The organism is Telluria sp. PB2R4 (assembly GCF_059685695.1).
Window position 1 is genome coordinate 15,635 of sequence record NZ_JCASIC010000012.1, and the last position, 13,531, is coordinate 29,165.

Annotated in this window: 13 protein-coding genes; 8 read left to right on the forward strand and 5 right to left on the reverse strand. The window is 66.0% G+C overall.

Going from position 1 to position 13,531, the window contains the following annotated elements; genetic code table 11:
• Window positions 1-57: 57 nt before the first annotated feature.
• The 3 genes from AC56LU_RS18420 to AC56LU_RS18430 all read left to right on the forward strand — a co-directional run bounded on the left by AC56LU_RS18420 (window position 58) and on the right by AC56LU_RS18430 (window position 3,407).
• Entirely contained in the window at window positions 58-639 is a 582-nt protein-coding gene (locus AC56LU_RS18420) for a TRAP transporter small permease subunit (protein WP_497177064.1), read from the forward strand.
• The gene (locus tag AC56LU_RS18425; protein ID WP_497177065.1) at window positions 636-2,567 is read left to right on the forward strand and encodes a TRAP transporter large permease; all 1,932 of its coding nucleotides are present in this window, start codon (window positions 636-638) and stop codon (window positions 2,565-2,567) included. Before AC56LU_RS18420 ends, AC56LU_RS18425 begins: the two co-directional genes overlap by 4 nt.
• A gap of 192 nt (window positions 2,568-2,759) precedes the next feature.
• Window positions 2,760-3,407: a YitT family protein gene (locus tag AC56LU_RS18430; RefSeq protein ID WP_497177066.1), complete on the forward strand. Its 648-nt coding sequence runs from the start codon at window positions 2,760-2,762 to the stop codon at window positions 3,405-3,407.
• Window positions 3,408-3,412: 5 nt separating this feature from the next.
• Here the strand turns inward: AC56LU_RS18430 and AC56LU_RS18435 are convergent, their stop codons facing one another.
• Window positions 3,413-4,543: a serine hydrolase domain-containing protein gene (locus AC56LU_RS18435; protein WP_497177067.1), complete on the reverse strand. Its 1,131-nt coding sequence runs from the start codon at window positions 4,541-4,543 to the stop codon at window positions 3,413-3,415.
• Between the two features lie 183 nt (window positions 4,544-4,726).
• Here AC56LU_RS18435 and AC56LU_RS18440 point away from each other — a divergent pair, with 183 nt between their 5' ends.
• Window positions 4,727-6,421 carry a diguanylate cyclase domain-containing protein gene (locus AC56LU_RS18440; RefSeq protein ID WP_497177068.1) on the forward strand — a complete coding sequence of 565 codons (1,695 nt, stop codon included), beginning with the start codon at window positions 4,727-4,729 and terminating at the stop codon, window positions 6,419-6,421.
• 94 nt (window positions 6,422-6,515) lie between these two features.
• Here the strand turns inward: AC56LU_RS18440 and AC56LU_RS18445 are convergent, their stop codons facing one another.
• Window positions 6,516-7,841, reverse strand: coding sequence for an alpha-amylase family glycosyl hydrolase (locus AC56LU_RS18445; RefSeq protein ID WP_497177069.1), 1,326 nt, complete (start codon window positions 7,839-7,841; stop codon window positions 6,516-6,518).
• Window positions 7,842-8,007: 166 nt separating this feature from the next.
• Here AC56LU_RS18445 and AC56LU_RS18450 point away from each other — a divergent pair, with 166 nt between their 5' ends.
• On the forward strand, window positions 8,008-9,039 hold the full coding sequence (locus tag AC56LU_RS18450; RefSeq protein ID WP_497177070.1) for a porin: 1,032 nt from the start codon (window positions 8,008-8,010) through the stop codon (window positions 9,037-9,039).
• An 86-nt stretch (window positions 9,040-9,125) separates the two neighbouring features.
• A complete protein-coding gene (locus AC56LU_RS18455) occupies window positions 9,126-9,560 on the forward strand; it encodes a hypothetical protein (RefSeq protein ID WP_497177071.1) in 435 nt (144 codons plus the stop codon).
• Here AC56LU_RS18455 and AC56LU_RS18460 read toward each other — a convergent pair.
• Window positions 9,522-10,544 (reverse strand): SDR family oxidoreductase, encoded by a 1,023-nt coding sequence (locus AC56LU_RS18460; RefSeq protein ID WP_497177072.1) that lies wholly within the window; start codon window positions 10,542-10,544, stop codon window positions 9,522-9,524. The genes AC56LU_RS18455 and AC56LU_RS18460 overlap by 39 nt on opposite strands.
• Window positions 10,545-10,732: 188 nt before the next feature.
• Between AC56LU_RS18460 and AC56LU_RS18465 the strand changes: the two genes are divergently transcribed.
• Window positions 10,733-11,287, forward strand: a complete 555-nt coding sequence (locus AC56LU_RS18465; protein ID WP_497177073.1) for a hypothetical protein — start codon at window positions 10,733-10,735, stop codon at window positions 11,285-11,287.
• Between the two features lie 10 nt (window positions 11,288-11,297).
• Here AC56LU_RS18465 and AC56LU_RS18470 read toward each other — a convergent pair whose 3' ends face one another.
• Window positions 11,298-12,311, reverse strand: coding sequence for a sulfate ABC transporter substrate-binding protein (locus AC56LU_RS18470; RefSeq protein WP_497177074.1), 1,014 nt, complete (start codon window positions 12,309-12,311; stop codon window positions 11,298-11,300).
• Window positions 12,312-12,403: 92 nt separating this feature from the next.
• A complete protein-coding gene (locus AC56LU_RS18475) occupies window positions 12,404-12,616 on the reverse strand; it encodes a hypothetical protein (protein WP_497177075.1) in 213 nt (70 codons plus the stop codon).
• 160 nt (window positions 12,617-12,776) lie between these two features.
• On the opposite strand from AC56LU_RS18475, the gene AC56LU_RS18480 reads away from it, so the two are divergent.
• Complete coding sequence (locus AC56LU_RS18480) at window positions 12,777-13,529, forward strand: phosphatase PAP2 family protein (protein WP_497177076.1); 753 nt, start codon at window positions 12,777-12,779, stop codon at window positions 13,527-13,529.
• Window positions 13,530-13,531: the final 2 nt, after the last annotated feature.

The window sequence follows — 13,531 nt, forward strand, 5'->3', positions numbered from 1 at the left end:
GGGCGTCCATCCCTCATGACGAGGGGGGGACCCTGTGCGTTCGACCGGAGCGGTTCCATGCAAAACGTCTTGTTTTTTGTCGACCGGGTCAGCAGCTGGGTCGGCCAGGCCTTCTCCTGGCTGATCGTCGGGCTGACCTTCCTCATCAGCTGGGAAGTGTTCGCCCGCTATGTCCTGAATACGCCCAATCCCTGGGCCTTCGACCTGATGATCATGATGTACGGCGCCGCTTTCATGATGGCCGGGGCCTACACGCTGGCCAAGAACGGCCACGTGCGCGGCGATGTGCTGTACAGCTTCTTCCCGCCGCGCCTGCAGGCCGGCCTCGACCTGATCCTGTACTTCGTGTTCTTCATTCCCGGCGTGGTGGCGCTGGTCTGGGCCGGCACTACCTACGCCGCCGAGTCGCTCGCCATCAAGGAGCACTCGACCCTCACCGCCAACGGCCCGCCGCTGTACCCGTTCAAGATGGTCATTCCCTTCGCCGGCATCCTGTTGCTGCTGCAGGGTTGCGTCGAAATCGTGCGTTGCATCGTCTGCCTGCGCAACGGCGCGTGGCCCGCACGCGAACCGGACGTCGAGGAAGTCGACGTCGACAAGCTCAAGGCGCAGGTTGGCGGCGAGGAGGGCGCGCGATGAGGAAGGAAATCTGGTTCGGCCTGTCGATCCTGGTGGCGATCGTCATTGGCCTGTTCGCCCTGATGCCGGCGCCCGCCGAGATGAGCAACGGCCACTTGGGCCTGCTGATGCTGGCGCTGGTCGTGGTCGCGATCATGCTCGGCTTCCCCACCGCCTTCACCCTGATGGGCATGGGCGTGATGTTCGCCTGGCTCGCCTTCCGCAGCCAGGATCCCGGTCAGGCGGTACAGCTCACGCTCGACCTGATGGTGCAGCGGGCCTATTCGGTGATGGCCAACGACGTGCTCATTTCGATCCCACTGTTCATCTTCATGGGCTACCTGGTCGAGCGCGCCAACCTGATCGAACGCCTGTTCAAGAGCCTGCACCTGGCAATGGCGCGCGTCCCCGGCTCGCTGGCGGTGGCCACCATCGTCACCTGCGCGGTGTTCGCCACCGCCACCGGCATCGTCGGCGCGGTCGTCACCCTGATGGGACTGCTCGCGCTGCCGGCCATGCTCAAGGCCGGCTACAGCACCCAGCTGTCGGCAGGCTGCATCACGGCAGGCGGCTGCCTGGGTATCCTGATTCCGCCCTCGGTGCTGCTGATCGTGTATGGCGCGACGGCCGGGGTCTCGGTGGTCAAGCTGTATGCGGGCGCCTTTTTCCCGGGACTCATGCTGGCCGGCCTGTATATCGGCTATGTGCTGATCCTCGCCAAGCTCAAGCCGAGTCTGGCGCCGCCGCTGCCGGCGTCCGAGCGGATCGTCGCGCTGCCTGCCTATACGCAGGCGATTCCCGACGCCTACGGCAAGGGCGCCGTCGCCGGCCTGGTGCGCGCGTTCAAGGGGCCGCGCGCAGAAGGCGTCGCGGGCCGCACGCTGGCGTCGAACCTGTTCGTCGCGCTGCTGCCGGCGCTCGCCTTCGCTGCCGTCATGGGCCTGAGCTACCGCATCGTCACCGCGCCGGAGGCGCCGCCGACCGAGCTGGTCGAGATGGGCGCCCAGCAGGATTTCGCATCGTCCGAAGCACCGGACGCGGGCGGACTGCAGGAGCCGCCGGTCGAAGGCGACCTGGCCGAACCTCCGGTGGAAGGGGAGGCGGCGGCGCCTGCTGTCGCGGAAACGCCGGCGTCGGCGCCGGCCGCCGCCGCGGCTGCCACGGCACCCGTCCCAGCGTTCGATCCCGTCGCCAAGCCGGCACCCAAGGCCTTCTGGATCACGCTGGCGGTCCTGGGCGCGGCGCTGCTCGTCTTCTACCTGTACTTCAGCTTTGCGCGGCTCGAGATCTTCAAGATGCTGCTCGGCTCGCTGTTCCCGCTGGTGATCCTGATCCTGGCGGTGCTGGGCAGCATCGTGTTCGGGCTGGCCACGCCGACCGAGGCCGCGGCGATGGGCGCCTTAGGCGGCCTGATCCTGGCGATCGCCTACCGCCGCTTCAACTTCAACCTGCTGCGCGACTCCGCGCACCTTGCCACCAAGACCACGGCGATGGTGTGCTGGCTGTTCGTCGGCTCCAGCATCTTCTCGGCCGCGTTCGCGCTGCTGGGCGGGCAGGAGATCATCAACGCCTGGGTGCTGGGAATGGACCTGACCCCGGTGCAGTTCATGATCCTGGCCCAGGTGGTGATCTTCCTGCTCGGCTGGCCGCTCGAGTGGACCGAGATCATCGTGATCTTCATGCCGATCTTCGTGCCCCTGCTGGCCCATTTCAACATCGATCCGCTGTTCTTCGGCCTGCTGGTGGCGATGAACCTGCAGACCGCCTTCCTGTCGCCGCCGGTGGCGATGTCGGCGTTCTATCTGAAGGGCGTGTCGCCGCCGCACGTCACCCTGAACCAGATCTTCCTGGGCATGCTGCCCTTCATGGGTCTGCAGGTGCTGGGGATTATCCTGCTGTATACGTTCCCGGCGATCGGGATGTGGCTGCCCGAGTTGCTCTACAAGTAATTATGCGTTTCGCGAATGGCGGTCATGCGGAACGCGAATTTTCATTGCAGTGCAACATGCGTAATAATGGCGGGCTACACCCGCCATCCGCCCATGCACTGTGAGGAATATGAAGCATCATCTTCTGCCCGGCTCGACTTCTTACCGATTCGACGGACGCGCAACGCGTTCGCCGGGTGTCGAGGTGGCGCGATGATGCAGGGCGCCCTGCGGAACCAGCCCGCCCAGGCCAAGAAGGTGGCGTCCATCAAGCCGCATACGGTGTTCGACGACGTCTACGGCATCGCCGTGGGCGTGCTGTTCGTCGTGATGGGCGTGCTGCTGCTGCAGGCAGCCGGCCTGATCACGGGCGGCGTGGCCGGCATCTCGCTGCTGCTGTCCTACACCACCGACTACACGGTCGGCATGCTGTTCATGCTGATCAACCTGCCATTCTTCCTGTTCGGCTACCTGTTCATGGGTGCGCGCTTCACGGTCAAGTCGCTCGCGGTCAGCGTGCTGGTGATGGCGATGCTCAAGCTGATCCCGAACGGCCTGGTGATCGGCCACGTCGACCCGATGGTCGCCGCGCTCGGCGGCGGCACCTTCTGCGGCATGGGCATCCTGGCGCTGGCACGCCACGGCGCCGGCGTGGGCGGCACCGGCATCGTCACGCTGTGGCTGCAAAAGAAGTACGGCATCAATGCCGGCCGCACGCAGGTGGCGATCGACGGCGTGATCCTGCTGGCGGCGCTGGCGATCGTGGCGCCGGAACTGGTGGGCTGGTCGTCGCTGAGCGCGATCGCCATGAGCAGCATGGTGATGGCCTGGCATCGCCCCGGCCGCTATTTCGGCAACTGAGCCTTCTACGGCTTGAACCAGCCGTACTCCCACTGCCACGGCATGTCGGTGGCCCCCAGCACGCGGCGCGCGAGTTCGGGATAGATCCGCTCGGCGCGCACATCGTTGGCCAGCATGACCACGCAGCGCCGCCCGGTTTCCAGGCACAGCACCATGTTGCCGGTGCTGTCGTTATGTCCTCCCTTGAACCACGCCGGCCCGCTGCGGTCGACGAAGCGCACCACCCCGAGGCCCGCCGCCAGCGACTGCGGCCACGCCGCCGCGCCGGCCGTGAGCGTCGGGAACTGGCCGGCGGACCTGATCGGCAGCTGGCCGCTCACCATCATGGCGCGCGATGCCGCGCTCAGTCCTTCCCCACGCATGATTCCCGCCCACAGGCGCGCCTGGTCCTCGATCGTGGTGTCCATCGAGCCCGCCGCGCTGGGGCGGCTGCGTTCGTCGTGCGGCTCCATTCTGCCTTCCAGGGTATAGCCGTCGGCCAGGTTGGCGGCGAAGTCCGGTCGCCATTGCATGCTGGTGTTGCGCATCCCGAAGCGGTCGAACACGCGGCGCTGCATTTCCTGTCCGGTATCCAGGCCGAGACCGCGCTCGACGACCAGCTGCAGCATATAGAAACCTTCGCCGGAGTAGGCGTAGCGCGTGCCGGGATCGAAGTGGAAGCGCAGCTTGCGGTCCGGCTCGAGCCAGCGGAAGTTGGCGAAGCCCGACGCGTGGGTAAGCAAGATGCGCGGTGTCAGCCTGCGCCAGCGGACATCGTTCGCCAGGGCCGAGAAATCCCAGGGCGCTTTGTCGTAGGCGGGCAGGGGCTTCGGCAGCAGGGCGGGCAAGGGGGCATCGAGGTCGAGCTTTCCTTCGTCCACCAGCTGCAGCAGCATATAGGCAAAGGCCGCCTTGGTGAGCGAAGCGCCATACATGACCGTCTGCGGCGTGAGCGGCAGGCCGCGCTCCACATTGCGCTTGCCATAGGCCGTCACACTGACCACCTCCCCACGGTCGATCACCGCCAGGGCCAGTCCCTGCACATGTTCGCGCGCCATCAGGCGGCGCACTTCGTGCTCTGACGGAATGGATGCCGGAGGCGCGGCTGCGCAACCGGCCAGCAAAAGGCATGCAAGTGGAACGATTGCGATGTTCATGGAAGCTCCCGCGGTCAACGGCGCTTGATGGTACACCGATCGGTTCGGCTTACTGGGCGCGACCGTTGTAAATTTGTCGAGACTGGCTTAAACGATAACGAATGATGCTGCAAAGTATTTATTTGATTGCCAGAAAGTCGTTACAATGTGCGACAATTCCCCACCTTTGGCGATGATTCACCCATGAGCGGCTTCTTTGGAAAAATGCGCCTGTCGAGTCTGATGACGCTGGCGGTCTGCGTCACCGTCGCGCTGGCGGTCGCCCTCCAGCTGGCGCTCGTCAACCACTTTGCGGTACGCCATGCGCGTGAAGAAGCCCAGCTGCGCCTGCAGCAGCTGTCGTGGCAGATGCGCGACGCGCTGAACCGCGTGATCGAGGGCGCCGCCGGCGATACGCGGTTGCTGGCCGAACTGCCGCAGGTGCGCTACTCCAGGGATGCCGAGGAAACGCGCGCCGTGCTGGAGAGCCTGCAGCGCACCTTCCCCGACTATGCCTGGATCGGCATCGCCGACCTGGACGGCAAGGTGGTCGCCGCCACCGGCCGCATGCTGGAGGGCGCCAATGTCGCCAAGCGTCCCTGGTTCACCGCCGGCATGCGGAGCGTGCACGCGACCGATTACCATCCTGCCCTGTTGCTCGAGAAGATCCTGCCGCGCAAGCCCGATCCCTGGCGCTTCGTCGATATCTCCGGGCCGATCGTCGACCGCAGCGGCAAGCCGGTCGCCGTGCTCGGCGTGCACCTGAGCTGGGAGTGGGCGCGCCGGCATGCCGGCAAGCTGCTCACGCCGGCGCTGCGCGGATACGGGGCCGAGATCCTCGTGATCCGCGAAGACGGCACCGTCATGCTCGGCCCGCAGCCGTTGCTCGAGACCAAGGTGGACACCACCAGCCTGCGCCTGGCGCAGAAGGGCATGACCGGATCGCTGCGCGAGGTCTGGCCCGATGGCCGCGCCTACATGACCGGCTACAGCCAGACCGGCGACATGCTCGATCCGGCCTCGCTGCGCTGGACCGTGCTGGTGCGCCAGACCGAGGAACGGGCGATGGAAGGCGCGGAGGGCCTGAAACGGCGCATGCTCGGCTGGAGCGCGCTGCTGGCGCTGGCCCTGGCCGGGGCGGCGGCGCTGATGGCGCGCCATCTGGTGCGGCCGATGGCGGCGCTGCGCGAGGCGATCGAGCGCGCGACCGAAGCCACCAGGGCCGGCAAGGAGCCGCCGCCGATACCGCAGGTCGACGGCTTCCTGGAAACCCGGATCCTCTCCAGCACGATGCGCGAACTGGTGCACAGCGAGACCACGCATCGCCAGGCGCTGCTGGCGCTGAACGAGCGCCTCGAGCTGGCGGTGGCCGAGCGCACCGCCGAACTGCAGGCGCTGCTGCTGCGCGACGTGCTGACCGGTTTGCCGAACCGGCGTGCGCTGCTGGAAACGCTGCCCGAGGCGATGAGCCGCGCACGCCGCGTCGGCCGCCCGTGCGCGCTGCTGTTCCTCGACATGGACGGCTTCAAGGCGGTCAACGACAGTCACGGCCACGAACAGGGCGACGAGCTGCTGCGCCAGTTCGGCGGGCGCCTGTCGGCAGGCGTGCGCAAGACCGACATGGTGGCGCGCCTGGCCGGCGACGAATTCGTGGTCGTGCTCGAGATGCTGGCCGACGCGGCCGATGCCGAGGACACCGCGCGCAAGCTGCTCGATCGCCTCGGGGAACCCTACCTGCTGGGCCGCGTCGGCGTGACGGTGGGCGCCAGCATCGGCATCGCGCTGCATGGCCCGGAAGACCCGCCCGACGTCGACGCCTGGATGGCGCGCGCCGACCACGCCATGTATGCGGTCAAGCGCACCGGGAAGAACGGCGTCGCGCTCGCCGCCCGGGTCTGAGACGTCCGAGATCATCCAGCTCGTCGCCACGCCCAAGCGCCTGGTCGAGATTGGGCTCCCGCCGGCGCGGGAACGACGTATTCGTTGCGGAGCCTTACCTGACCGGCGCCACCACCCGATACTCCCACGCCCCCAACGACTCCTCCCGTCCCGCCACGGCAAACCGCTGCTCGACCCCCGACAGGTTTACCGTCACGCCCACCACGTTCCCGTCCTTCTCGCGCCGGAACGCAAACACCTTGTCATTACCCGTCTCCAGCACCCGCATGGTCCCGCCATACTGCCCGTTCCATAGCGCCGGGTTGTCGTGCTTGAGCTTCAGCAGCCAGGTGTACAGCGCCTCGTTCGGATGCTCGCGCCACGCGATCGGATCTTTCTCGAAGAAGGCCAGGCGCTTGTCCAGTCCCGCCTCCTGTCCGCCGTAGATCAGCGGCATGCCCGGCAGCGTCGCCGCCAGCACCGCCATCGCCTTGAACGCCGGTCCGTAGTGCTCCGGGTCGCTGCCTTGCCAGGAATTCTCGTCGTGGTTGCTGGTGAAACGCATGCGGTAGGCATGCCTTGGGTAGGCCACCGGCGGCTTCTCGAACAGCGCCCGCAGCGTGCGCGCGTCGGCCTTGCCCTTGGCGGCATCCTTGAACACGCCCAGCGTATCCCAGCCATAGCTCATGTCGAAGGCGCGTGTGTGCAGCGCGGGCTGCCAGGCTTCGGCCAGCATGAACACCGGCTTGATTCGCTCCAGCTCGGCACGCGCGCCTTCCCAGAAGGCGGTCGGCACCTTCGCTGCCACATCGCAGCGGAAGCCGTCGATGCCGGTCTCGCGCACCCAGAAGGCCATCGCGTCGCGCATGCCTTTCCACAGGCCTGGCTGCTTCCAGTCCAGGCCCGTCACGTCGGTCCAGTATTCGGGTTCGGCGCCCTCGGTATAGGTCACCGGGAACAGCTCGCCTTTCGCATCTTTCAGGTACCAGTCCTTGTGCTGCACGGTCCACGGATTGTCGAAAGCGGTATGGTTGGCGACCCAGTCGATGATGACGCGCATGCCGAGGCCCTGGGCCTGCTTCACAAGGCGCTTGAAGTCGTCCATCGTGCCGAATTCCGGGTTCACGGCCGTGTAGTCGCGCACCGCGTAATAGCTGCCGAGCGTGCCCTTGCGGTTCTTGACCCCGATCGGCTGCACCGGCATCAGCCACAGGATGTCCACGCCCATCCTGCGCAGCCGCGGCAGATGCTGCGCGAAGGCATTGAACGTGCCTTCCTTCGTGTACTGCCGGATATTGACCTCATAAATGTTGGCGCTGCGCGTCCAGGCCGCATGGGCCATGGGCGCTGCGTCGGGCTGCTGGGCCAGCGCAGGAGCGGCGCTGAGGGCGGCGCCTAGCGCCATGGCAAGAATGCTCAGCGCGCGGGCAGCAGATGGCATCGGGTCTCCTAAGTTTGTAAAAGCCTCTTGTGCCCACTCATTCTACGGTGTAGAACCTGAGACAGGTCGGAAAGTTCGGCTTGGATGGACAGCTGCTTTATGTGCGTTATTAGACAGATCAGTTCGTCAAAGAAGGGAATGATGGCTTCAAAGAGGGAATGACGCCATGAAGATGTCAATCATCGCATGTGCCGTGCTCGGAGCGAGCGCGGCGTGCGCCTCGGCCGCAGACAGCGCTGCCCTGGAGGGGCAGGGCGGCAGGGGCGAAGTTGTAGCAGAAGTCAGGGGAACCGACTGCGCCAGGGGCTGCGCGACGCCGTCTGCGGAAGCCGGCGGCAAGGGCGCGTCTGCGCAGGGTGGCTCCGGTAGCGGCCGCGATGGCGACGGGACCGCCATTTTCACACTGGAAACCGCGCACGAGGCGGAGCAGCGCCGCACCGGCGTATCGCAGCCGCTCACCGTGGGCCGCCAGTACAACCTCGAGTTCCTCGCCCTGACCGATGTCGGCGACCCCTTCCACGGCGGCCTGGCCGGCAGTGCCAGCGCCGACGGCATGGGCAGCGCCGGCGCACTCCGGCGCGGCGACAGTGTCGCCTACGAAGGCCGCTACAAGGGCTTCACGGCCGGCTCGTCCTGGGGCAAGGGCGACCTGGACGGCTCGCCCTCGGGACGCGCCTGGGGCATGTCGGTCGGTTTCAAGGCGGGCCCGATCACGATCCGCGCGGCGCACCAGAACCGCAACGTGGCCAAGGTCACCCGGATCAACCCGGTCGACATCAGCATGGCCGCCAAGAATTCCATCATCGCCGCCAACATGCGTTTCGACTGGGGCACTGCCTACACGGCATACAGCGCCAGCCGCGGCTGGGGCAGCTCGCCGCTGTTCAATCCGGACAATCCCTACGGCGCCGGCATCACCTCCATTCCATCGACCGACAGCCGCGACGTGCTGGCCGGGGTGGCGGTGCCGGTCGGTCATGCGACCACGCTGCTGGCTTCCTACATCCGCAAGAACGATCGCGACGCGGCCAACCGCGACGCGCGCCAGATCGCGGTCGGCGCCACGTATGCGGTATCGCGCCGGCTCGATTTCTACGCCGCCTATTCGCACATACAACACAAGAGCGGGATCCAGAATGCCGGCGTGCGTAATGGCAGTGGCGGCGCCATCAATCTCGGAATGCGACGAGCGTTCTGACCCTGTGCGCCGCGGGTGTGCGCGGCGACGCCGTGTTGCAAAAAGCGTTAGCCTGTAGCCATGGCACACAACGTTTTGGAGGCAACATGACAGGCGCAAGCACACTTGATCCGGATAACTTCCCAGAAGGTCCAGACCGCAGTCTGGGTAAAGGACACGGCATCGATTCGCTCGGTCCGAGCGACATTTCCGACACCGGCAGCGACGTGGTAGGCGGCCCCGGCTTTGCCGACGCAATCGACCCCGAGCAGACCCTCGATTTCGACCAGGGCACCACCTCCGACCTGGAACAAAGCCATGCCGGCGGCACCGCCGGTCCCGATGTCGGCGACGCCGATTTCTCCGGCGACAGCGACATGGGCGGCACCGGCGAACGCGCGTCGGCCGGGCGCGACAACGTGGCCAGGGACGGCGCCGACATCGACACCGACCAGATCGTGTCCATCCCCGATCTTCCGCTGACCGAGGAGGACACCGACTTCCTATCGACCAAACCGCCGCGAGAGGCTGAAGGCGGCTAACAGCGCACCGCCGCCCACCAGGGCGGTGGTCAGGGGAGAGGTGCGCAGGCTGGTCTTGGTGTACAGGCTGCGCTCATGCACGTTCTGCGGCATGCCCTGGCGCTGGCGCAGTTCGGTCGACGGATCCGGCTTGTAGAGGGCGTCGCGGCGGTTCGGCGCGGTCGGGCGCTCCGACTTCTGCTGCTTGAACATGCTCGCGTTCATGTAGCGGTCGAACAGGGCCGGCATCAGCCTGGAGCCGGCCGAGATCATCTTCGAGGCACCGCCCGCATAGGCGTCGCGCTTCGGGTGCTCGGCGCAATACAGGATGGCGTCGGCTACCACTTCCGGGGCGTAGATCGGCGCCGGCAGGGCCGGTTCCTTGTCCATGTAGTTGCGCGCGTGCACCGCGAACATGGTGTCGATCGCGGCCGGGCGCACCAGCGTGACTTGCAGCGGCGCGCCTTCCTTTTCGAGCTCCATGCGCAGCGCGTCGGTGAAACCCTTCACCGCATGCTTCGAGGCCGCGTACATGCCCTGCATCGGGATCGCGCGCTCCGACACTTCGCTGCCGACATTGATGATGGCGCCGCCGCCGCGGTGCTTCATGCGCCGCACCGCTTCCAGCGAGCCGTTTACCGTGCCCCAGAAGTTGGTCTGGAACAGGCGGTGGTGGTCTTCGGGCTTGACTTCTTCGAGACGGCCGAACACCGAGATGCCTGCATTGTTGACCCAGGTGTCGATGCGGCCGAAACGTGCGATGGCCTGCTCGCCGATCTTCTCGACGTCGCCGGGGGCGCCCACGTCGGCTGCCACGGTCTCGACCATGACGCCGCGGCTGCGCATCTCGTCGGCCAGCTCGGCGAGCGCATCCTTGCTGCGCGAAGCCAGCACCAGGCGGGCGCCGCGGGCGGCTGCCATGCGGGCGGTGGTGAGGCCGATGCCGCTGGTGGCGCCGGTGATGACCATGACCTGGTCGTGAAGTTTCCTGAGTCTGATTGCCATGACGTACGTCCTTTTCTAGGGGAAGAGGACTGCCCGCGGCGTCCGGCCGCAGGACAGGCCGTTAATGAACGGTCACCATGCTAGCCCGGCTGGAAAATTCGGCGTTTTCGGTTGCCGTTCAGATACTTCTTTCTTGCCAGGACGGCGGGGATGTCCTAGAGTGTGGCCGACTCCCGCAAACCACCATCATGACCGGATACCCGTCCCCCTCGTCTCCCGAACCGCTGCACATCGTCTGCCCACCGTCGAAACAGCCGCCGATGATCGCCGTGTCCGGCGCCGGCCTGGCCACGCTGGCCTGGCTTGCGCTCAAGCTGTTCGACGGGCCGCCGGAACGTTTTTCCTGGTTCAAGGTATGGGTGCTGGTGCTGATGGCGACCGCCCTGTTTGCGATCCTTTACCGCAACCTGTTCGTGCGGGACGAGCTCGTGGTGTATCGCGACAAGGCCGAAGCATGGGCGCTGGAGGATGAAGACGTGCTGGCGCTGGCCGCGGGCAGCGTGCGCGCGGTGCGCGTCGCGCCGATGCCGGCAATGGGTTCGTATTCGGCCGAGGGCCAGTACACCGCGATGGGCATCGGGAGAGGCTTGATCGAGATCGAGACGGTGGATGGCTGCTACCGCTTCGGCGCCGGGCTCGACGAGGACAGGGCCAGCGTCACGGCCCGGCGGATCGCCGTCTATTGCGGCTTGCTGCAAGTCGGCCCGCAGTGGCAGGCGGCGCCCGACGGCGGCCGCCAGTGAAGGTCGCGGGTCAGCGGCCCGGCTGGTAGATCTGGTCGAACAATCCGCCATCCGCGAAGTGCGCCTTCTGCGCCTGCGTCCAGCCGCCCAGCTCGGCGATCGGGAACAGCTTCACGTTCGGGAACTGCGACGCATATTTCTTGGCAAACTTGTCCACCGCAGGGCGGTAGTAGTTCTTGGCGACGATGTCCTGGCCTTCGTCGGTGTACAGGAACTCGAGGTAGGCCTGGGCCACCTTGCGGGTGCCTTTCTTGTCGACGTTCTTGTCGACCACGGCCACCGGCGGTTCGGCCAGGATGCTGATCGACGGCGCCACGATCTCGAACTTGTCCGGGCCGAGTTCGCGCAGGGCCAGCAGCGCTTCATTTTCCCAGGCCAGCAGCACGTCGCCGATGCCGCGCTCGACGAAGGTCGTGGTGGCGCCGCGGGCGCCCGAGTCGAGCACCGGCACGTTCTTGTAGAGTTTGGCCAGGTATGCCTTGGCCTTGGCGGGCGAACCGCCCGGCTGGCGCAGCGCGTAGCCGTAGGCGGCCAGGTGGTTCCAGCGCGCGCCGCCCGAGGTCTTCGGGTTCGGCGTGATCACGGCGACACCCGGCTTGACCAGGTCGCCCCAGTCGCGGATCTGTTTCGGGTTACCTTTGCGGACCAGGAACACGATAGTCGAGGTGTAGGGCGCGCTGCGGTGAGCCAGTCGACCCTGCCAGCCGGGCGCGATCAAGCCGCGTTCGCTGATAGCATCGATGTCGTAGGCGAGGGCCAGCGTGACGACGTCGGCCGACAGGCCATCGATGACGGCGCGCGCCTGCTTGCCCGAGCCGCCGTGCGACTGCTTGACCGTGACGCTGTCGCCGGTCCTGGCCTTCCATTGGCGGGCAAAGGCGGCGTCGATATCCTGGTAGAGCTCACGGGTCGGATCGTAGGACACGTTGAGCAGGGTGATATCCGCTGCTGCGGCGGTTCCGTTCAGCAGGGGGGCCAGCAGCGTGAGTGCGGCAAGCGAGCGCAGGAAGGTTTTGCGAAGCATATCGTTCTTTCAGAGGGCAGGTTTGGAGCCTCTAGACTACGGCTCAGCTCCCCCCAAAGGAACGAATTTATTCGCTTAACAATATGCGTTTTTCAGTGCGCCTTCGAGAGGATGAGCAGCCAGCGCTTGCAGACCAGGATTTCCAGATGACCTGGCTCAACGCCGGTATCGCATTCGATGATCGGGTTCACCGCATAGAAACGCTTGCGGAAATCGCGCGTGATCAGCACCTCGCGACGGCCGATGCGGACCATAAAAGGGACAGGTACATATTCCAGGCCGAAGGAGCTGTTCAGAGTGGTCATGGTGTTTCCTTTTATTAAAAACGTTGGAGTGAGTAAAGAATATCACAACCACTGTATAAATCTACAGTTACTGTGTGGATGTACAGTGAAATTTTATTTCTGTGGTTTTTTCGCCAATGACCCCATCTGAAAGGGCATTGGCGAAACACGAGACTTTGATATGCAGAACGACCTTCTTCCCCGGCTCCACCGCTTTACGGCAGCCCGCTTTTCCCCCGAGGGCCAATATGGCCTGCACCTGACCGCCGGCGTGGCGATGCTGCTGCTTGCAACCGCGATGTTTGCCCACATGGCCGGCGCCGTCGTCGCCGGCGCGCCGATCACCCAGCTCGACGTCGAGGTGGCCAACTGGCTGCACCTGCACGCGCGCGCCAACGAGGGTCTGCGCGACGTTTTGCTTGCCGTCACGCACATGCACAGCACGCCGGGCATCCTGATTCTGGCGCTGGTGGCCGGCATCTGGCTGTACAGGGGAGGACACCGCTACTGGACCGTGGCGCTGGTCGCCAGCGTGCCCGGTGGCCAGATCCTGAACGTGCTGCTGAAGCACAGCTTCGAGCGCGCCCGCCCGCATTTCGCCGAGCCGCTGCTGCAGCTGAGCACCTATAGCTTCCCCAGCGGCCACGCCATGGGAGCGACCGTGCTGTACGGTTTCATCGCCTGCTATGCGGCGCGCCACGCGCGTTCGTGGTGGGGCAGGGTACTGCCCTTCGTGCTGGCGCTGGCCATGGTGGCGACGGTCGCGTTCTCAAGGATGTATCTTGGAGTCCATTACCTGTCCGACGTGCTGGCCGCTGCCGCCGAGGGCTGCGGCTGGCTGGCGATCTGCATCACCGGCGCCGCCACCCTGAACCGGCGCCGGCGTGCACGTGAGCGGCGGGCCGGCGAGCCGGTCGAGCCGCAGGACATCTGACC